We start from the raw sequence: 19,652 nt of genomic DNA on the forward strand, positions 1-19,652 counted from the left end.
GTTAAGCTTATGAATCGTCTCAGCCAGCAAACCAGCCCGTATTTACTTCAGCATGCCCATAATCCAGTAGACTGGTTTCCGTGGGGCGAAGAGGCTTTAACCAAAGCCAGAACTGAAAACAAACCGATTCTGGTCAGTATTGGCTACTCTGCCTGTCACTGGTGCCATGTCATGGAACGTGAATGCTTTGAAAAAGAACCGATTGCCAATGTAATGAACGACTATTTCGTCTGCATCAAAGTAGACCGTGAAGAGCGGCCCGATGTGGATGCCGTATACATGGATGCCGTGCAGGCAATGGGTGTACGCGGAGGCTGGCCGCTGAATGTTTTTTTACTGCCGGACACCAAACCGTTTTATGGTGTAACCTATCTGCCGCCTCAAAACTGGGTGCAGCTTCTGAAAAGCATTCATGATGCTTTTACAAACCATTATGATGAACTGGCCGAATCAGCAGAAGGATTTGTGCACAATATGGTTGTTTCTGACACTGAAAAATATGGATTAGCTGCCGGAAACAAGGATTACAACAGGACCGGTGCAGATTCGATGTTTGAACATCTTCAGAGGAATTTTGATACGCAAAGAGGCGGAATGGACCGTGCGCCCAAATTTCCGATGCCTTCCATTTATAAATTTCTGCTTCGTTATTACGATATCAGCCAGAATCCGGAAGCACTTGCCCATATAGAACTGTCGCTGAACAGAATTGCACTGGGCGGTATTTACGATCATGTTGGCGGCGGCTGGGCCCGCTATTCGGTTGACGGTAAATGGTTTATACCGCATTTTGAAAAAATGCTTTATGATAACGGACAATTGTTAAGCATTTACGCAGAGGCTTATTCACTCACCAGAAACCCGTTGTATGCCGACAGAATATCGCAGACAATCCAGTGGCTGGAAAATGAAATGCGCAGTGACGAAGGCGGATTTTATTCCGCGCTCGATGCTGACAGCGAAGGTGTTGAAGGAAAATTTTACATCTGGACACAAAATGAACTGAGCCAAATTCTGGGCGGGGATTTTGAATGGTTTTCAAGGATTTACAATATTTCGGCAAACGGAAACTGGGAAGAAGGCCATAATCATCTGCACCTTACACAACCCGCCGAAATTGAGGCCAAAGCTTTGGGAATTAATTTGCCGGATTTTGAAGACCGTTATAAAAATGCTTTAAAAAAGCTTTTCGCCGAACGAGCCAAAAGGGTCAGGCCCGGCCTGGATGATAAAATTCTTGCTTCATGGAATGGCTTGCTGATCAAAGGCTTGTCAGATTGTTACCGTGCTTTGGGCGACGAGCACATCCGAAATCTGGCATTGTCCGCCGGGCAGTTTATCCTGACCAAAATGACAAAAGAAGGTCAAATACGGCATAGTTATAAAAACGGCCATGCAACCATAACCGGTTTTCTGGAAGATTATGCCGCTATTATTGAAGGATATCTTGCATTGTATCAGATTTCCTTCGATGAAACCTGGATTGAGCAGGCACAGCAACTTGCAGATTATACCATAACCAACTTTTACGATCAGGAGGAAGGATTCTTTCATTTTACAGACGCTTCCGGGGAATCGCTGATCGCAAGAAAAAAGGAGCTGTTTGATAATGTCGTTCCTGCTTCCAATTCCATTATGGCGCATAATCTTTATGTACTTGGAAAAATGCTGGATAACAATGACTACCTGAAAATTTCCGACACGATGCTGTCCAAAATGGAAAAGATCATGATGTCCGACGTGCAATGGGTTACAAACTGGGCAGCACTTTACTGCATGCGGACTACGCCAACAGCTGAAATAGCCATTGTCGGGGCAAATGTCGAGGCCATTCGCAAGGACTTTGACCGATTTTTCATTCCCAATAAAATCGTAATGGGCACTGCCAGAACTTCCGACTTGCCCTTATTGCAAAGCAGGACCGAGATCAATTCCCAGACGGCTATTTATGTTTGCTATGATAAAACCTGCCAGCTGCCGGTAACAAATGTGGAAGATGCACTCAATCAGCTTACAAGTATTTAAAGCAAAGGAAAGTAACGTTCAGAAATAACATTCATATGATGAACAGGATGGCCAATGATGACAAAGCCGAGCGCAAGTGGTGAAATCTCGGTTTTGTTGGCTCTCCCTGAATTCAGCAGCATGGTATCATTCATATTTCTGAAGAGCGTAATTGTAGACTTTCGCACATCGTTAAATTCCTCCATCAGATCATCAATCGAACGCAGCGCAGCTATTGTATTTGCTCCCAGCACTGCTTCATCGTAACCCGGCAATTCAGTCTTGTCATTTCTGGAAAAACGCAATGCCCTGTAAGCCATGATTCTTTCATTATCAATTACGTGCTGTAAAATATCCTTTACAGTCCATTTATCTTCAGCATATACCCGGTCTCCAAGAGCAGCCAGTTTCTGCTTATCGGAATAAACTTGGTCCGGTGTATATTTTTCAAATGCTTCAAACAAATCCATGTCCTCGACCCGATTGATATACCGGTCAAAAAAAACTGGCATCGGATTAATTGCAGACCGCTTCATAAGTAGTTCGTTTATGCCGGTAAGTTAATAAAATTTGTACGTGCAAATTAAAAAAATGCCTGGTTAAACTTTTCAAAAGGAGGCTTTTTCAATCCCTTTATACGGGTAAAATTATTAACCGGCGGTGACTATATTATGTGACCAAATGTTGATAAACAGTAATTTAAAAGCTACTTGGATTATTGAAACTATTTTTATTAAATTTGGAACAAATCCTCATTCCATTGAAAAAAATAGCACCGATAGGTTTATTGGCTCTGCTGCTCTACAATACGTTCGGGCTGACTTTTGCTGTGCTTTTCTTTGAAAAGGATTTTAAAGTTGCTTCACTTACCGATGGAAAAGAAGATTGGAAAGTGATGAAAATGTATCTTCCGTCTTTGCCTTATTCGGATAATGTAGAGATTTCCGATAACATTGAAGGACTTGTACGGCAGGATGGGAATTTTTATAACCCGACGCACATTCTGCATGAAAATGATACGCTGTATGTAACGCTCAAATCCAATCAGGCCGCCCGCGATCATTTTTTTGAACTGGCCAATGCCATGGAAATGCTGAGCAATCCTGAGACCGATTTCCCGAATAATCCTTATAGTAAAGCCATAAAGCTGCTTGGTAACCTGCTGAAAAACTACGTCCCGAGCACCTTCGAGTTTGATATTCCTAAAACCTGCTTTTCAGATCAGCGATCAGAATTCAACAATTTACCGGTAAAAAGGGTATATGCTTCGATAGACATACGCCTGCCGACACCGCCTCCCGAATTTTGCTGATTCTCCTTTTTCGCCGTTTTAATTAAAAAACAGCATTTAAGCTTATTATATCATTCTGCCTGCTATTTAAACCAGTTGATAATGGATTATCAATCCGGTAGACATATGCTGGCCTTACAATTCCATCATTCAATGCAAAAACATTTACTGAATCTGAAGCAGTTTTCGCTGCTGCTGTTCCTGCTTATGCTGTCATTCAAGCAATCTGCATTTGCACAGATGCCTAACGACGCGATTTACATGTCAAAAAACACAGCTTGTCTGGCTGTATCCTACAATAACAGCTCGTGGAATAAATACTGGGAAAACTCCCTTTTACGTGAAAACCTGAATATCGGCACACATACAACACAAAGTACCATGGCCATGCTGGCCGTAGGCGTAACCAAAAACCTGAATGCCATTGTTGCACTTCCGTATGTATGGACGCAGACGAGCGCAGGAAACCTGCGTTGGCAGCGCGGTTTTCAGGATGCTTCCGGCTGGCTGAAATACAGATTTATTAACAAATCAGGATTTTCGATGCATGCCATTGCAGGCGCCTCGATTCCGGTCGGAAATTATGTTGCCGAATTCATGCCTATGTCCATCGGAATGCAGTGCAAAACAGCAACGGCCCGGTTACTTGCGAGTTACAAGCACAGAAGCGGCATTTACCTGACTGCATCCGGAAGCTACATTTTTCGGAGCAATATTCATATAGACAGAGATTCTTATCAGGCTGACAAACATCTTTACAATGTGCATCAGGTTTCTGTACCGAACGCCTATGATGCAGCTGCACGGCTTGGCTATCTGAAACGCGGAATTCAGGCTGAAACTTACGTTGAGTATGGCGCATGCGATGGCGGTGACAACATCCGCCGCAATGATATGCCATTTCCAACCAACAACATGAAATCAACTTCTCTGGGATTTTATGCCAAATACCAGCCTCACAATTTTGGGTTAAATGCAAGGGTTGCGCATGTGCTGAGTGGCAGCAATGTGGGCCAGAGTACCTCCTATTCAGTTGGCGTACTTTATCAGTTCCGGTATATAAAGGCTGCTAAAAATTAAAAATTGCTACATACAATGAAAAATAACATCATATCCTTTCTGGGAAATAGTAAATACCTGTTTTTTGTACTGATCACCGCATTTATCCTGTCATGCAGCAAGAATGTCAATGAACCCGTTGCATCCATCAACACACCTTCCGGCCTGGATGAAAATGCAGGAAACTGGAAGCCATTTGTTCTTGCATCTTCGGAAGAAATCATGGTTGCCGAACCAAAAGCTGCCACTTCCGATGAATACAAAGCCGAAATTTCAAAGCTGAAAGAAACAACAGCCGCCATTACGCCGCAGCAAAGAGAACTTGTAAACTACTGGGGTGCCGGCGCTGTTTTCCGCTGGAATGAAATCGGACGTGAACTTGCTGCCCGCTACAATACGCCTCCTGCCTCCGATAAAGACGGAAAATATCCACTTCCGGATCCCGCCAACCCACTTGCCGACCCGAAGTTTCCGTTTGCCAATCCGCCTTACACGGCGCGTGCACTGGCTTATCTGAGCGTAGCGCAGTACGATGCATTGATTTCGGCCTGGAAATACAAGTTCAAATTCAACCGGAAAGCGCCGGCCAAAACCGATGAAAGCATAAAAACATTACTGCCTCTTACCGATTTGCCTTCTTATCCTTCCGAGGACGCAGTTGTGGCCGAAGCTTCCTTTCTGGTATTGAAAGCAATGTTTCCGGGCGAAGTGCCGTTTCTGGAAGAAAAACTGGCGCAGCATAAAAAAAGTCGTTTATGGGCCGGAATGAACGTTGAAAGCGATATTGCCGCCGGTGTGGAACTGGGTAAAGCGGTAGGTGCAAAAGTTATGGCAAGAGCCAAAACGGATGGCATGAGCACGGCAAACAATCAGTCAAAAACGGCTGAAATGATCGCCAATGCAAAAAGCATTGGTACAACTGAAACTTGGGTCAGCCAGGAAGTTCCGGCTCGTCCGCCTATGCTGCCGACCTACGGATTTGTAACGCCCTGGAATTTCGATAAAGCGGCAGTGGCAGAAATGCGTCCTTCGCCGCCGCCTGCAATAGGAAGTGCCGAGTATCAGCAAAACATTGACGAACTGCTGCAAATTGCCAAAAAGCAGACAAGAGAACAGGCGCGGATTGCAAATTTCTGGTCGGATGGCGTTGGAAGCTACACGCCTCCGGGTCACTGGCACCGCCGTGCAGCCGATTTGTGTCATAAAAACAGTTACAGCGAAATAAGAACCGCAAGGACGCTTGCCTTGCTGGGAACCACCTTGCAGGATGCAGGAATTTGCTGCTGGGACGCCAAGTATTATTACTATTATCCGCGTCCGAACCAGATGAACAAGAAGATCAAAACTTCTGTCGGATTGCCGAACTTTCCTTCTTATACTTCCGGTCATTCTACATTTTCAGGAGCTGCCGCCGAGTTGTTATCCTATATTTTTCCGGAAGAAAAAGAAAAGCTCAATCAAATGGCGATGGAAGCATCTGTTTCCCGCATTTACGGACTTATTCATTACCGTTTCGATTGTGAAGCAGGATTGGAGGCCGGCCACAAAATCGGACAGACGGCTATTCACCGTGCGCAGTTGGATGGTGCTTTGTAAACGTGTAAAAAGTTAAATGTGAAATGTGAAAAGCCATGCTTTTGTTAAGGAGCATGGCTTTTTTTATAGTGTATTTCAATTTTATTTAACAAGAATCTGTTTAGCCAAGATTGGCAATATCAAACGGCAGTTTACGCATACGCTTGCCGGTTGCAGCAAATACTGCATTGCCCAGAGCCGGTGCAACCGGCGGCAGTCCCGGTTCCCCTACTCCGCCCGGAGCGGACCCGCTATCGACAATATGAATTTCAATGGCTGGCATTTCATTCAGCCGCATGATGTTGTACTGATGATAATTGCTTTGGTTGCAGGCACCATTTGTGAATGTAATCCCGTCCTTGATTGCAGCAGTAAGCCCCATCACAATGTTGCCCTCGGTCTGCGCCTTTACGTTGTCCGGATTTACATAATAGCCACAATCAATAACAGAAACCACTTTGTCTATTTTGACACCCTGATCTTTTCTGGATACCGTTATACAACACGCTGAAATACTGTTGAATGACTTAAATACAGCCAGTCCTTTTCCGGTACCTTTCGCCAGTTTTTCATCCCAGCCTGCTTTTTCAGCCAAAGTTTCGAGTACTTTCCTGAAGCGCTCGTCGGGAAGTATTTCTAGGCGGGCTTTCAGCGGGTCTTTTTTGGCAAGATGCGCCAGTTCATCAATAAAACATTCCTGTCCCCAGCCAAAATTGGAGGCATAAACCGAGCGCCACCAAACAATCGGAATATCCGTTTTTACGTGCGTCCAGCTTACTTTGGAAGCCGCAGCAAAATGGTATTTGGTGTTGCCCGTACTGATTTCTTCACCGATCCAGGAATCCGCTTCATCTTCTTTCAGGCCTTTAAATACCTGACCAAGAATGGATTCGCCGATTGCATGATGATGATATCCTGTTATTTTACCGTCCTCCACAAAACCCTGCATATGGCTCAGCATACCCGGGCGGTACGGACCTTGCGTAATATCATCTTCACGCGTCCAGATCACCTTTACAGGTTTTTTGATCTCTTTTGAAATATGGCAGGCTTCCAGCACAAAATCGTGGTATGCTTTGCGGCCGAAAGCGCCTCCGAGTAAAGTAACGTTCACTTTTACCTGCTCCGGTTTTATTTTCATGTAAGCACAAACATCCCGGATTGTCCAGTCTGGCCCCTGAACGGGCGCCCAGATTTCAACGGAGCCATCGTCTTTTACATGCGCTACGGCGTTTTCAGGTTCAATGGGTGCATGCGCCAGAAACGGTGTTTCGTATTGTGTTTCCAGCTTTTCCTTTGCAGCAGCATACTTTGCCGTAAAATCTCCTTTTTCTTCGTAATTTATACCCTGCTTCTTCGCGGCTTCGTACGTTTCAGCAAAGTAGCCAGCCGTATCCACTGTTTTTTCGAAATTTCCGTTATCCCATTTTACAACGAGTGCTTTCTTGCCTTTTACGGCTGCCCACCAGTTTGTTGCGATGACGGCAACTGCTTCGGAAGTACGGTGCGGCATAGTCCTTTCGGTTTTGATAACCTGTAAAACGTCCTTGATTTTCTTTGCTTCCGAGTCATCAATGGAAACGATTTTACCATGGATTGCTGGCGAATGCACAATGCTTGCATAAACCATTCCGGGCACATCCACATCAATTCCATAAACCGCTTTTCCGGTCACCCGGTCGGGTACATCGAGCCGTTTGTTGTATTTGCCGATAATTTTGAAATCTTTCGGATCTTTCAGTTTCGGATCGGAAGGAATTTCCAGTTTGGAAGCATCATCGGCCAGTTCGCCGTAAGTCAGGCTTTTGCCGCTTGCTTTATGAAATACGGCTCCGTCTTCTGCATGGCATTCTGTTACCGGCACATTCCATCTTTTGGCTGCGGTAACTGTCAGCATTTCGCGGGCTGCGGCTCCTGCTTTCCTGATCGGCAGCCACAATTCCCTTACCGAACTGCTGCCTCCGGAAACCTGGCTTCCGTATTTTTCTTTTCCGTCGCTCTGAATAATCAGAACTTTTTCCAGATTTACTTCCAGTTCCTCTGCCAGCAAGGAAGGAACGGCCTGCGTCGAGCCTTGTCCCATATCCGGACGCGGATTGACAAGGGTAATATTTCCGGCCGTATCAATAATGATAAACGGGTTGATTTCCAGCTTCAGAACTGCCGGTGTAATCTTTTTGAGAGAAGCATCCTTTGTAAAACCCGAAATTCCCAATGCAAGCCCGAACGTTGTTAAACCGGAAGCTTTGAGAAAATCGCGGCGTGATGTCTGTATATTTTTCAATGTCTTGCGTCGCTAAGGTTCAACGATAAATCTTTTATATTACATTTTCCCGATTCCGGCTTCTGAAACTTTCATTTCGGCTGCGGCCCGGTGAATGGCCTTGCGGATGCGGTCGTAAGTGCCGCAACGGCAAAGGTTTCCGCTCATGGCAGAGTCAATATCGGCATCGGTCGGGCTGGCATTTGATTTAAGCAGCGCAACTGCCGACATAATTTGTCCCGACTGGCAATAACCGCACTGCGGAACCTGCTCTTCAATCCATGCTTTCTGGATAATACTCAGCTTTCCGTCACCGATTCCTTCTATGGTTGTGATTTTATCATTTTTACCAATACTGGAAACCGGCGTCTGGCAAGAGCGTGCCGGCTGGCCGTTGACGTGAACCGTACAGGCACCGCATAAGGCCATTCCACAACCGAATTTAGTCCCTTTCAGTCCTGCAAAATCCCGAACAACCCAAAGCAAAGGCATGTCGGGCTCCACATCAACCTTCACTTTTTTTCCATTGACCGATAAATTATATGCTGCCATCGTTAGCGTTTATGAATGAATAGAAATGTCTGATCAACAATATGTAGTATAACAAAAAAGCGTATTTTGTATTTTCGGCAGGCGAACACATCGTATTTGTAAACGAATATAAATAAAAACAACGCTATTTTTACCGTTTGCCGAAACCTTATCCCGAAATTGAATAATGATCACAAACGATGCCGTAGTACTTGGATTGCTGATGCTGGTGCTTGCCCTGATTTTTTATACTGCATCACTTCCGGGAAAGGTCTGGAAACGATTCTACACGCTTGTTCCGCCGCTGCTGCTTTGTTACTTTATTCCCGGTCTGCTCAATTCTTTTGGTATCATCAACGGCAGTACTTCGCAGCTTTATTCTGTGGTTTCAAAGTATTTTCTGCCTGCATGCCTTGTGCTGTTCACCATCGGCATGGACTGGCGTTCATTGGGGAAACTCGGACCGAAAGCGCTGACGGCCATGCTCGTCGGAACGGCAGGAATTATGATCGGCGGGCCACTGGCGCTCTGGATTGTCGGATTGGCAAGTCCGGCTACGGTCGCCGGCGAAGGGCCGGATGCCGTATGGCGCGGGCTGGCTACGATTGCCGGGAGCTGGATCGGCGGAGGTGCGAATCAGACTGCGCTGAGGGAAGTTTTCAAGCCGAGCGACCGGTTGTTTTCACAAATGGTGGCCGTGGATGTACTGATCGCTGAACTATGGATGGCTTTTTTGATCTACGGAGCCGGAATTGCCGCACGTGTAGACACGTGGCTGGGTGCTGACAGCAGACAAATTGAAGACGTAAAGAATCATCTTGACGTACAAAACAAGGCAAATGAACAAAATCCGGCGGTTCGCGACTATATATTTCTGGCCGCAGCAGGCTTTGGCGCAACGGGACTTGCACATGCCCTGGCGGAAATAATCACTCCGTTTCTGAAAGAAAATTATCCTTCACTGGAAAAATACAGCCTCACTTCTTCTTTTTTCTGGGTCATAACCATTGCTACTTTCATCGGGATTGTGCTTTCGGTTACGCCGGTCCGGAAACTGGAATATATGGGCGCGTCCAAACTCGGATCGGTGTTTTTGTATGTACTCATTGCAACGATCGGAATGCAGATGGATCTTGGCGCCGTTGCCGGCAATCCGGGTTTGTTCGCAATCGGTTTGCTTTGGATCTGCATTCATGCGGCTATTCTGATCATTGTCTGCAGATGGCTTAAAATTCCGTTTTTCTTTCTGGCTGTCGGCAGTCAGGCCAACGTCGGCGGCTCGGCGTCGGCGTCCGTTGTGGCGGCAGCTTTTCATCCGTCACTGGCGACAGTAGGCGTTTTACTTGCTATATTAGGCTATGCAATCGGAACTTACGGCGGCTATCTTACGGCATTGATGATGCAATGGATCAGTGAAGGCTGAGACAGCAACAACTTTTCAAATGGCCAAAAAGATGCCGGTTTACATTATAACTGAATGATTCAATGGAAGAAAACAACAAACTGGACAAGATTATAGAAGCCAGAATGAAACTGAAAGCACGTTTTCAGGAAAAAATGGCCGGTACACCTTCTGTTTCAGATTCAAGACCAATGGGATCGGGAGAAATAAACCGGCACGGAATGCCCAAGCTGCCGGCAGGGCAAACCAGAACCGTCAAATGGCCCGTGCTTGATCTTGGTTTCAAACCCGACATTTCACATCAGCAATGGAAACTTGTTGTGGATGGTGAAGTGGAATCGCCGGTTACGCTGAACTGGGATGATTTTATGAGTCTGCCGCAAACCGAAGATGTAAGTGACTTTCACTGCGTTACAACCTGGTCAAGAATGGATGTTCCGTGGGTTGGCGTAAAACTTGCCGATATTGCCGCACTTGTAATGCCGAAGCCGACTGCAACGCATGTACTTTGTCACGGTTATGATCAATATACAACAAACCTTTCGCTTGAAGAAGCTTTGAAAGAAGATGTACTGCTTGTTCATACGGCCGATCATAAACCTTTGGAAAAAGATCACGGCGGGCCAGTACGGATGATTACGCCGCAGCTTTACGCGTGGAAAGGAAGTAAATGGATCAAAAGAATTGAATTTTTATCCTCAAACAAGCTTGGGTTCTGGGAATTGCGGGGTTACTCCAACACGGCATATCCATGGCGGAATGACCGTTACAGTTAAGAAAACCGTGTGGATTCCGCAGGCTTAAAGGTCCAGAACCAGTCCGTCATAAGCCAGGCTTACATTGGGCGGAAGTTCGGTATTGATAACCGCATGCAAACCCAGTCTGTGACTCATATGGACGAGATAAGCCTGCGGAATATCCAGTTTTTTAATCAGTTCGAGTGCCTGGGAAAGGGTGAAATGCGAAATGTGCGGTTCTTTCTGCAAAGTATCCAGCACAAGCACTTTTGAACCTTTGATCTTTTCCTGCTCTTTTTCCGAAATGTAATTGGCGTCGGTAATGTAAGTAAAATCACCGATCCGGAATCCGAATACAGGCAGCATGTAATGCATGACTTCGATGGGAATGAACTTTACGCCGCTTACTTCAAAAGGCTCGTTTATAATCGGATGAAGTTCAAAATGCGGAACGCCGGGATAACGGGTTTCCGAGAACGCATAAAAAAATTCACTGCGGATCTGGTTCAGGACTTCCTGCCTTCCGTACAGCGGAATATCACTTTGCTGGCGGTGGTTGAAAGCACGGATATCATCCAGCCCGGCGGTGTGATCTTTATGCTGATGGGTGAAAATAGCTGCATCAAGTTCGCGTACATTGGCCCGGAGCATTTGCTGGCGGAAATCAGGGCCGGTATCAATGACAAACGATTTGCCCTGGGTTTGTACCCAAACGGAAGTCCTTAAACGCTTGTCGTGCGGATCGGCAGAACGGCAAACGACACAGTCGCAGGCAATAACGGGTATTCCCTGCGATGTGCCGGTTCCTAAAAATGTAATCCTCATCCGATTTATTCTGTCAAATGCGCCACTACTTCAACCAGACGGTCAAAGTTTAAAGGTTTCATAAGCGCATCGTCAAATCCTGCTTCTTTGAAATCTTCTTCCGAGTAATTTTTTGCATTGCCCGTTATTGCTACGATCGGCGTTTTGGCCTTTTTCTCGTTAGGCAGCTTGCGGATGCTTCTTGCACACTCCATTCCATCCATCACAGGCATATTGATATCCAGCAAAACAATATCAAAATCTTCTTTTTCAAGGAGTTGCAAAACTTGTTCTCCATTTTTCACGGAAGTAATTTCATAATGTTGAAATTCCAGAATCTTCCTTGCCAGATTTTGAATAACGGAACTGTCTTCGGCAATGAGTACTCGCTTAGTGTAAGACATATGATGGGTCAAGTATTATGTTTATTTATTTGCCTGGTCAATTTAGGTATATTTAGATCAACAACGCAAACAGGCCGGCTGCGAAGTTTCAAAATTATCACAAAAAAGTAAATAAACATCTTATACTTTTTCAAAGCTGCCTTTCGGGTGTAAGTTTGCAAACCGTTTACAAATAAGACTTTGATATGTTCAAAAATAAAGTGATCCGATACAGCACAATCGCGATGTTTTTCGCTGTTCTTGCCTATTTTATAATTGAAAATTTCACAAAATCCGGAAATGACGACCTGATTGCCGCAAACCCGGAACAGTACAATGCCAAAATCCTGGAAGAACGCACGGCCAAGGATGAACAGTTTAAAACTTCGGACGATTCTCCGATTGCAGACAAGGAAAGCTTTCACGGGTTACATTATTTCAAGCCAAACCTTAAATACCGTATAAAGGCCAATATTTCTCCGTACACGTCGGAAGACAAGGAACTGGTAATCAAGTATACGGACGGCACTACGGAAAAATACGAGAAGTACGGTTATGCCAATTTCACGATCGACGGTCGTGCGCAAAAGCTTTTGCTGCTTAAAAATGAAAGCGTCATTTCCGTACTTTTCAGGGATGAAACCACCGGAAAAGAAACCTACGGCGGCGGCCGGTACCTCGATTATCCCGTTTCTGAAATCAAAAACAATGTAATTGTGCTGGATTTCAACAAAGCATATAATCCTTACTGTGTGTATCAGCCGACTTATGCATGCCCGGTTCCTCCGGCCGAAAATACACTTACAGCTGCCATATACGCGGGCGAAGTGACGGAAACTTCCGCACATGAGTAATTGTTTGCAAGGAGTGAAGCTGATGGAAAAGTATACAGTATTGCGTCTTGCAAAGTGCTGTTCAGACTTAAATTATTAATTTTGCAATAAAGGCTGCCGGCAGAATGTCGCAGCCTTTCAACTTATTTTTTTAAAGTATCCGCATGAAGATCTCTTACAAGTGGCTTAAGGAACTGATTGATATTACAGAAACGCCGGAAGAAACCGGCAGATTACTCACAGGAACCGGGCTGGAAGTTGAAAGTATAGAAGAAATTGAATCCATAAAAGGCGGCTTGCAGGGCGTTGTGATTGGCGAAGTCCTGACTTGCGAAAAACACCCGGAAGCAGACCGTCTCAGCAATACAACCGTGGACGTCGGCGAAGAAAACCCGCTTTCCATTGTATGCGGTGCGCCGAATGTTGCTGCGGGACAGAAAGTAGTTGTGGCGAAAGTCGGGGCAGTGCTGTATCCGACCGGCAGCGAACAGCCTCTGGTTCTGAAAAAATCAAAAATCAGAGGTGCATTGTCGGAAGGAATGATTTGCGCGGAAGACGAACTTGGACTTGGCACTTCCCACGACGGAATTCTGGTACTGGACACCACTTTGCCGAACGGCACGCCGGCCAGCGAATATTTTGGCGTTTCTTCAGATTATCTGATTGAAATCGGACTTACGCCCAACCGTGCCGACGCCGCATCGCATTTTGGTGTAGCGCGTGACCTGAAAGCTGTTCTGAACCAGCCGATCAGTTTGCCTTCGGTTGACGGGTTTTCGGTAAATAATAAAGATCTTCCGGTACAAGTAGAAGTCCGGAACCACGAAGCATGCCCAAGATATACGGGACTGACTATTTCCGGAATAAAAGTCGGCGATTCGCCGGAATGGCTGAAACAACGGCTGCAAACGATTGGAATCCGTTCGATCAACAACATTGTGGACATTACTAATTACGTATGCCACGAACTGGGCCAACCGATGCATGCGTTTGATGCTGAGAAAATAACAGGCAAAAAAGTCATTGTAACGACAGTTCCGGCAGGAACGCCGTTTGTAACGCTGGACGGAATTGAAAGAAAAATCTCCGATTCGGATTTGATGATCTGCCATGAAGGCACCAACGGAAACCCGGAACCGATGTGCATTGCAGGCGTATTCGGCGGCCTTACTTCCGGCGTTTCCAATGAGACAACTTCCATTTTTCTGGAATCCGCCTATTTTTCACCAATCTGGGTCCGGAAAACAGCGCAGCGCTTTTCATTGAAAACCGATTCTTCATTCCGTTTCGAGCGCGGAACGGATCCGAATATGCCATTATATGCGCTGAAAAGGGCTGCGTTGCTGATTCAGGAAATAGCGGGTGGAACGGTTTCTTCCGAAATCACAGACATTTATCCGGAGCCGGTTCAGGATTTCCGCGTTCCGATGAGCTATCGGCATATTGACCGGCTTATTGGAAAATCGCTGGACAAAAGCCTGATAAAGAATATCCTGAACAGCCTGGATATTGTAACGGAAAATGAAACTGAAACTTCTTTTACGGCCATTGTACCGCCGTACCGCGTTGACGTACAAAGAGAAGCGGACGTAATTGAGGAAATTTTGCGCATTTACGGATTCGGGCAAGTGGAATTGTCCGAATCGCTGAGCTCGGATTACATTTCAGATTTCCCGGTTAATGATCCGGAGAAACTGAAACTGCGTGTTTCCGAACTGCTTGCCGCAAACGGGTTCAACGAAATGATCAATAATTCGCTGACCAAACCGGAATATCAGGCGTCACTCGGCGATGCACTTGTTGGAAGTCCGGTGAAAATCCTGAATTATCTGAGCGAGGACCTTTCGGTGATGCGCCAGACGCTGCTTTTTTCCGGACTGGAAGTCATTGCCTATAACAGCAACCGCCGCCAGCGTGACCTGAAATTGTTTGAATTCGGTAAAACCTATCATTTGCTGAATGAAAAGTATGTGGAAAAAGAACGTCTTTCCGTTTTTGTTACCGGAAATATCCAGCAGGAAAGCTGGTTTGAAAAATCCCGTGAAACCGTTTTTCATGATCTGGCGGCATTTGTGAACCAGGTTCTTTCAGCTATGAAAATCCGGGAAGTTGAAAAGCAGCATGCGGATACCAGCATTTTCAAATACGGCCTTACGCTTCTTTTCAACAAAAAACCGGTTGTAACATTTGGATTGCTGCAGACGGCAGTTGCCAAAAAACTGGATGTGAAAGCAGGCGTTTTCTTTGCAGATTTTGACTGGGAATACATGCTGCGGCAGTACGATGCGGCGGTACAGTACAAGGAAGTTTCCAAATTCCCGGAAGTACGCAGGGACTTGTCCGTTGTGGTGAACAAAAAAATAACGTTTGAAGAACTGCGCCAGATTGCATTCAGAACGGAAAAGCAGTTGCTGCGTTCTGTAAATGCATTTGATGTTTATGAAGGAGCCAATCTGGAAGGCAAAAAATCTTATTCCATCAGCTTTATTTTACAGGATGAGACGCAGACTTTAACGGATAAGGTGATCGATAAATCCATGCAGCGCCTGATTGCAGCTTATGAAAGGGAATTCGAGGCGGTAATCAGAAAATAATTGGTTTGAGTTGGTTTGTGGGAATTTTTTTAGGTGAAAAATGGAAAGAATCGATTCACGTATCATTGAGCATAAATTAGCCGACCTTGAGAAAAAGCTCGAGATCCTGATCAACACAAAAGAAAAACTAAGTTGGTCATTATCAGAATTACAGCGTGAAAATGCAGACCTCAGAGAATCAAATAACAAACTAAAGGAAGAAGCAAAAGAAATAAAGAAAAAATACACTACTTTGGAAAAAGACTTTAATAAGTCTAAAAGTTTCGCTAAAATTGTCACTAGTAAACTGACGCCAACAAGCGGAATTGCTGAACTGAAAGATTCAGTTGATAAATATATACAAGAGATCGATAAGTGCATTGCACTGCTTGAAGATACCTTATGAAAAAAAGCAACATACTTAATCCCGACGTTTCTGTCTTTATAAAACTCTTGGACAGAGGTTTCAAACTGAGTGTTCCGGCAGATCAGGAGAAATATTACCGGGATGGCTATGAGGTATTCTTACATCGCGTGGAACAACATAAATTAAAAGGAAAAGTATACGGCGACATCGAAGCAATTGCTCTGACTTCCATTGAGTGCCTTGTGGCATTGCAGAGAAATCAGGAGCAGCTGAATGATTTGATCATGGCATTCAGGAGCAGAGTGGAAAAGCTCGATGAAACAATAAGCAGCGCTATAGAAAGCTAAACTCAGCAGCGAAAACCTTTAATTTAAACGATTCTTATATTCTTCAACCTTTAACGTTCGGCATTTTAACGCAGGTTTAGTCGGTAAAACCAACTATATAACCATTACTTGAAATGTCAAATTCTCAAATTTTCATCGTTCTCCTGTCCGATATAATTGCTATCGGCGTGGGTATTTTCGCAGGCAAATACATATTTCAGAAGTCTTTTGACCAGAAAGAAAAAGAAGCCCAGGAACGCGCCGCCGAAATCATCAGAAATGCTGAAAGTGCTGCCGAAAACATAAAAAAAGACAGGATTCTGGAAGCAAAGGAAAAATATCTTCGCCTGAAATCGGAATTTGAAGAGGATGCAAATAAAAAACGTGGAATTCTCCAGTCGAACGAACAAAAGCTGAAACAGCGCGAGCAAAGCCTTAACCAGACGATTGAACAAAACAAACGCCGCGAGAACGAACTGGAAGCACTTAAAACCAATCTGAACCAACAATTGGAAACGGCCGTAAAACGCCGGGAAGAGGCAGAAAAATCCTTACAGCAGCAAGTTGCACAACTTGAAAAAATAGCGAACCTGACTGCCGAACAGGCACGTGACCAACTGATCGATGCACTGAAAGCGGAGGCCGACACAAGAGCCGGCTCTTACGTGAAAAGTGCCATGGAAGAAGCCCGTCTGACTGCGACCAAAGAAGCCAAGAAAATTGTCATTGAAACCATTCAGCGTACCGCCGCTGAACATGCGATCGAAAACTGTGTTTCAGTATTCAATATTGAAAATGATGATATCAAAGGCAAGATCATCGGAAGGGAAGGAAGAAATATACGGGCGCTGGAAGCAGCAACCGGTGTTGAAATCATTGTGGACGACACGCCCGAAGCCATTGTCATTTCAGGTTTTGATCCGGTACGCAGGGAAATTGCAAGACTTTCACTGCACCGCCTTGTGCAGGACGGCAGGATTCACCCTGCGCGCATTGAGGAAGTGGTCGCCAAAACCCGCAAAAACATTGACGATGAAATTGTGGAAATCGGTGAGCGTACAGTAATTGAAATGGGAATACACGGATTGCATCCTGAACTTGTCAAAATGATTGGCCGCATGCGTTTCCGTTCTTCTTACGGGCAAAATCTTTTACAACACTCGCGGGAAGTTGCAAAACTCTGCGCCACAATGGCATCCGAACTGGGCCTGAACACTAAATTGGCCAAAAGAGCAGGTCTGTTACATGATATCGGCAAAGTGTGGCCGGAAGAATCCGATCTGCCGCATGCAATCCTGGGAATGGAACTTGCCAAGAAGTACAAGGAAAATCCGGAAGTATGCAATGCTATCGGTGCGCACCATGATGAAATCGAGATGACCAGCATTCTTTCTCCGATCATTCAGGTTTGCGATGCCATTTCAGGCTCACGCCCGGGTGCTCGGCGTGAAATGATGGAATCTTATATCCAGCGTCTGCGCGATCTTGAAAACATGGCATTATCTTTTGAAGGTGTAGAGAAATGTTATGCAATCCAGGCCGGAAGAGAGCTGCGCGTCATTATTGATGCCGACAATGTTTCGGATGAAAAAGCAGGAATGCTTTCATTTGATATTTCACAAAAGATTGAAAAAGAGATGCAGTATCCCGGACAAATTAAAATTACCGTAATCCGGGAAATGCGTTCAGTTGCGTACGCGCGTTAATCCAGCCCAAAATACATGAATTACTTACAGCTTACCAGTTCTGAACGATTGGGCATTCATACGCTCGGCGAACTCAAAAGAGCAGGTTATCAGTCCCGTTCCATTAAACAGGAACTTCGTGACAACCTCATTACCAGGATCAGGAACAAAGAGAATATTTTCCCGGGAATATGGGGTTATGAAGAAACCGTAGTCCCTGATGTGGAACGTGCGATTTTGTCCATGCACAACATCAACTTTCTGGGTCTTCGCGGACAGGCAAAAACCCGTATCGCAAGGATGATGGTCAATCTTCTGGATGAATACATTCCGTACATTCAGGATTCTGAACTGCATGACGATCCTTTGGAGCCTTTATCCAGAAATTCAAAAGACCTGATTGAGGAACAAGGTGACAATACGCCGATTTCCTGGCTTCACCGCGATGAACGCTATACAGAAAAACTGGCAACGCCGGACGTTTCCGTTGCGGATCTTATCGGCGATGTGGACCCGATCAAGGCGGCAACGTTAAAATTGCCATACTCGGATGAAAGGGTTATACATTTCGGGCTGATACCCCGCTCCCACCGCGGTATTTTCGTCATTAACGAACTTCCCGATCTTCAGGCGCGCATTCAGGTTGCGTTGTTCAACATTCTTCAGGAAGGTGATATTCAGATCCGTGGTTTTAAATTAAGGCTTCCTTTGGACATTCAGTTTGTGTTTACAGCCAATCCGGAAGATTATACCAACCGTGGAAGTATTGTAACCCCTTTAAAAGACCGGATTGAAAGCCAGATTGTAACGCATTATCCGAAAACCATTGAAACCGGCAAAAAAATCACAGAACAGGAAGCTGTGGTTAAAACGGAGCAGAAAGGCCTTGTTGTTGTAAATGAACTTGCCAAAACGCTTATCGAGCAAATTGCTTTTGAAGCGCGTGAAAGCGAGTATGTTGACAGCAAAAGCGGGGTTTCTGCACGTCTGACGATTTCTGCCTATGAAAGTCTTTTAAGTACTGCCGAAAGAAGGGCGCTGATCAATGGCGAGACATCCACCTATGTTCGTATTTCTGATCTTTACGGCGTTGTTTCTGCCATTTGCGGAAAAGTGGAGCTTGTGTACGAAGGCGAAGTTGAAGGCCCGGTCATTGTAGCGCAGAACCTGATCGGTAAAGCAATCCGAACACAGTTCCTGAGTTTTTTCCCCGATCCTGAAAAAAGCAAGAAAAGCAAGATCAATCCGTATGCCAAGGTAATTGAATGGTTCGGATCAGGTAATGAGATGGAAATGCCGGGAGATATGGCCGACCGTGAATACATGGCGCGCTTGAAAACCATCGACGGACTGGATGATTTCGTAGACATGCTGAGCGCCTATTCCAGCCAGGAAGAAAAATTGTTTATGATGGAATTTGCTCTGCACGGAATGGCCGAATTTTCGCTAATTGGAAAACAGTCACTGGATCAGGGAATGAAGTTTCAGGATCTGGTCAGCAGCATGTTTTCGGGACCGGGTGACGAAGACTACGATTTTGATGAAGACGATGATGACCAGAAACCGTTTTGAGTGGCTGTTAGCTGTTAGCTGTTAGCAGTTAAAATGATTCATCGTTACACTAGGGTGGTTTAAAAAACTGAGGTTTTAATTAGATTACAAGAAACTGTTTATAAATAAAAATGCCCTGATATAGACTGCACCCCAAAAGTTGGACGAGTTTAAGAATTAACGATTAGTGTGATGAGCTCGGTATTGTACCGGGCTCATTCCATTTAAATTAAGCCTGATCCTGTCTTTGTTGTAGTAGTTGATATAA

Annotated in this window: 18 protein-coding genes; 12 read left to right on the top strand and 6 right to left on the bottom strand. The window is 45.2% G+C overall.

Annotated features, from left to right (window positions below; translation table 11 throughout):
• Positions 1–9 precede the first annotated feature (9 nt).
• Positions 10–2,025, top strand: a complete 2,016-nt coding sequence (locus FEM33_RS03555; protein WP_139010733.1) for a thioredoxin domain-containing protein — start codon at positions 10–12, stop codon at positions 2,023–2,025.
• Here FEM33_RS03555 and FEM33_RS03560 read toward each other — a convergent pair.
• Positions 2,022–2,540 carry a DinB family protein gene (locus FEM33_RS03560; protein ID WP_139010734.1) on the bottom strand — a complete coding sequence of 173 codons (519 nt, stop codon included), beginning with the start codon at positions 2,538–2,540 and terminating at the stop codon, positions 2,022–2,024. The two genes, FEM33_RS03555 and FEM33_RS03560, sit on opposite strands and share 4 nt — an antisense overlap.
• Before the next feature lie 224 nt (positions 2,541–2,764).
• On the opposite strand from FEM33_RS03560, the gene FEM33_RS03565 reads away from it, so the two are divergent.
• The 3 genes from FEM33_RS03565 to FEM33_RS03575 all read left to right on the top strand — a co-directional run bounded on the left by FEM33_RS03565 (position 2,765) and on the right by FEM33_RS03575 (position 5,950).
• Entirely contained in the window at positions 2,765–3,316 is a 552-nt protein-coding gene (locus tag FEM33_RS03565) for a hypothetical protein (protein WP_139010735.1), read from the top strand.
• A gap of 132 nt (positions 3,317–3,448) precedes the next feature.
• Positions 3,449–4,375, top strand: a complete 927-nt coding sequence (locus FEM33_RS03570) for a hypothetical protein (protein ID WP_374756418.1) — start codon at positions 3,449–3,451, stop codon at positions 4,373–4,375.
• Positions 4,376–4,390: 15 nt separating this feature from the next.
• The gene (locus FEM33_RS03575; protein WP_139010736.1) at positions 4,391–5,950 is read left to right on the top strand and encodes a phosphatase PAP2 family protein; all 1,560 of its coding nucleotides are present in this window, start codon (positions 4,391–4,393) and stop codon (positions 5,948–5,950) included.
• Positions 5,951–6,050: 100 nt separating this feature from the next.
• Here FEM33_RS03575 and FEM33_RS03580 read toward each other — a convergent pair whose 3' ends face one another.
• Positions 6,051–8,213 (bottom strand): molybdopterin cofactor-binding domain-containing protein, encoded by a 2,163-nt coding sequence (locus FEM33_RS03580; RefSeq protein WP_139010737.1) that lies wholly within the window; start codon positions 8,211–8,213, stop codon positions 6,051–6,053.
• Between the two features lie 39 nt (positions 8,214–8,252).
• A complete protein-coding gene (locus FEM33_RS03585; RefSeq protein ID WP_139010738.1) occupies positions 8,253–8,744 on the bottom strand; it encodes a (2Fe-2S)-binding protein in 492 nt (163 codons plus the stop codon).
• A gap of 166 nt (positions 8,745–8,910) precedes the next feature.
• Here FEM33_RS03585 and FEM33_RS03590 point away from each other — a divergent pair, with 166 nt between their 5' ends.
• Positions 8,911–10,146: a DUF819 family protein gene (locus FEM33_RS03590; RefSeq protein WP_139010739.1), complete on the top strand. Its 1,236-nt coding sequence runs from the start codon at positions 8,911–8,913 to the stop codon at positions 10,144–10,146.
• Positions 10,147–10,208: 62 nt separating this feature from the next.
• Positions 10,209–10,901 (top strand): molybdopterin-dependent oxidoreductase, encoded by a 693-nt coding sequence (locus FEM33_RS03595; protein ID WP_139010740.1) that lies wholly within the window; start codon positions 10,209–10,211, stop codon positions 10,899–10,901.
• 24 nt (positions 10,902–10,925) lie between these two features.
• On the opposite strand, the gene FEM33_RS03600 is transcribed toward FEM33_RS03595, so the two are convergent.
• Positions 10,926–11,687 (bottom strand): MBL fold metallo-hydrolase, encoded by a 762-nt coding sequence (locus tag FEM33_RS03600; RefSeq protein WP_139010741.1) that lies wholly within the window; start codon positions 11,685–11,687, stop codon positions 10,926–10,928.
• A gap of 5 nt (positions 11,688–11,692) precedes the next feature.
• Positions 11,693–12,070, bottom strand: coding sequence for a response regulator (locus FEM33_RS03605; RefSeq protein WP_139010742.1), 378 nt, complete (start codon positions 12,068–12,070; stop codon positions 11,693–11,695).
• Between the two features lie 185 nt (positions 12,071–12,255).
• Between FEM33_RS03605 and FEM33_RS03610 the strand changes: the two genes are divergently transcribed.
• The 6 genes from FEM33_RS03610 to FEM33_RS03635 all read left to right on the top strand — a co-directional run bounded on the left by FEM33_RS03610 (position 12,256) and on the right by FEM33_RS03635 (position 19,405).
• Positions 12,256–12,903, top strand: coding sequence for a DUF1684 domain-containing protein (locus tag FEM33_RS03610; RefSeq protein WP_139010743.1), 648 nt, complete (start codon positions 12,256–12,258; stop codon positions 12,901–12,903).
• A gap of 143 nt (positions 12,904–13,046) precedes the next feature.
• Positions 13,047–15,476: a phenylalanine--tRNA ligase subunit beta gene (gene pheT / locus FEM33_RS03615; RefSeq protein WP_139010744.1), complete on the top strand. Its 2,430-nt coding sequence runs from the start codon at positions 13,047–13,049 to the stop codon at positions 15,474–15,476.
• 40 nt (positions 15,477–15,516) lie between these two features.
• On the top strand, positions 15,517–15,861 hold the full coding sequence (locus tag FEM33_RS03620; RefSeq protein WP_138281377.1) for a hypothetical protein: 345 nt from the start codon (positions 15,517–15,519) through the stop codon (positions 15,859–15,861).
• Positions 15,858–16,169, top strand: a complete 312-nt coding sequence (locus tag FEM33_RS03625; RefSeq protein WP_138281376.1) for a cell division protein ZapA — start codon at positions 15,858–15,860, stop codon at positions 16,167–16,169. The genes FEM33_RS03620 and FEM33_RS03625 overlap by 4 nt, the downstream gene beginning before the upstream one ends.
• Positions 16,170–16,282: 113 nt before the next feature.
• Positions 16,283–17,854, top strand: a complete 1,572-nt coding sequence (gene rny, locus FEM33_RS03630) for a ribonuclease Y (RefSeq protein ID WP_138281375.1) — start codon at positions 16,283–16,285, stop codon at positions 17,852–17,854.
• Between the two features lie 15 nt (positions 17,855–17,869).
• A complete protein-coding gene (locus tag FEM33_RS03635; RefSeq protein WP_139010745.1) occupies positions 17,870–19,405 on the top strand; it encodes a magnesium chelatase ATPase subunit I in 1,536 nt (511 codons plus the stop codon).
• Positions 19,406–19,561: 156 nt separating this feature from the next.
• On the opposite strand, the gene FEM33_RS26955 is transcribed toward FEM33_RS03635, so the two are convergent.
• Positions 19,562–19,648: an IS3 family transposase gene (locus FEM33_RS26955; protein WP_374756416.1), complete on the bottom strand. Its 87-nt coding sequence runs from the start codon at positions 19,646–19,648 to the stop codon at positions 19,562–19,564.
• Positions 19,649–19,652: the final 4 nt, after the last annotated feature.

The sequence above is a fragment of the Dyadobacter flavalbus genome, from assembly GCF_006149045.1.
Classification (GTDB): Bacteria; Bacteroidota; Bacteroidia; order Cytophagales; family Spirosomataceae; genus Dyadobacter; species Dyadobacter flavalbus.

Excerpts from the sequence above, each read along its gene's own strand:
- FEM33_RS03555 (WP_139010733.1), top strand. The coding sequence starts at position 10 with ATGAATCGTCTCAGCCAGCAAACCAGCCCGTATTTACTTCAGCATGCC.
- FEM33_RS03560 (WP_139010734.1), bottom strand. The coding sequence starts at position 2,540 with ATGAAGCGGTCTGCAATTAATCCGATGCCAGTTTTTTTTGACCGGTAT.
- FEM33_RS03570 (WP_374756418.1), top strand. The coding sequence starts at position 3,449 with ATGCAAAAACATTTACTGAATCTGAAGCAGTTTTCGCTGCTGCTGTTC.
- FEM33_RS03575 (WP_139010736.1), top strand. The coding sequence starts at position 4,391 with ATGAAAAATAACATCATATCCTTTCTGGGAAATAGTAAATACCTGTTT.
- FEM33_RS03585 (WP_139010738.1), bottom strand. The coding sequence starts at position 8,744 with ATGGCAGCATATAATTTATCGGTCAATGGAAAAAAAGTGAAGGTTGAT.
- FEM33_RS03590 (WP_139010739.1), top strand. The coding sequence starts at position 8,911 with ATGATCACAAACGATGCCGTAGTACTTGGATTGCTGATGCTGGTGCTT.
- FEM33_RS03595 (WP_139010740.1), top strand. The coding sequence starts at position 10,209 with ATGGAAGAAAACAACAAACTGGACAAGATTATAGAAGCCAGAATGAAA.
- FEM33_RS03600 (WP_139010741.1), bottom strand. The coding sequence starts at position 11,687 with ATGAGGATTACATTTTTAGGAACCGGCACATCGCAGGGAATACCCGTT.
- FEM33_RS03605 (WP_139010742.1), bottom strand. The coding sequence starts at position 12,070 with ATGTCTTACACTAAGCGAGTACTCATTGCCGAAGACAGTTCCGTTATT.
- FEM33_RS03610 (WP_139010743.1), top strand. The coding sequence starts at position 12,256 with ATGTTCAAAAATAAAGTGATCCGATACAGCACAATCGCGATGTTTTTC.
- pheT (WP_139010744.1), top strand. The coding sequence starts at position 13,047 with ATGAAGATCTCTTACAAGTGGCTTAAGGAACTGATTGATATTACAGAA.
- FEM33_RS03620 (WP_138281377.1), top strand. The coding sequence starts at position 15,517 with ATGGAAAGAATCGATTCACGTATCATTGAGCATAAATTAGCCGACCTT.
- FEM33_RS03625 (WP_138281376.1), top strand. The coding sequence starts at position 15,858 with ATGAAAAAAAGCAACATACTTAATCCCGACGTTTCTGTCTTTATAAAA.
- rny (WP_138281375.1), top strand. The coding sequence starts at position 16,283 with ATGTCAAATTCTCAAATTTTCATCGTTCTCCTGTCCGATATAATTGCT.
- FEM33_RS03635 (WP_139010745.1), top strand. The coding sequence starts at position 17,870 with ATGAATTACTTACAGCTTACCAGTTCTGAACGATTGGGCATTCATACG.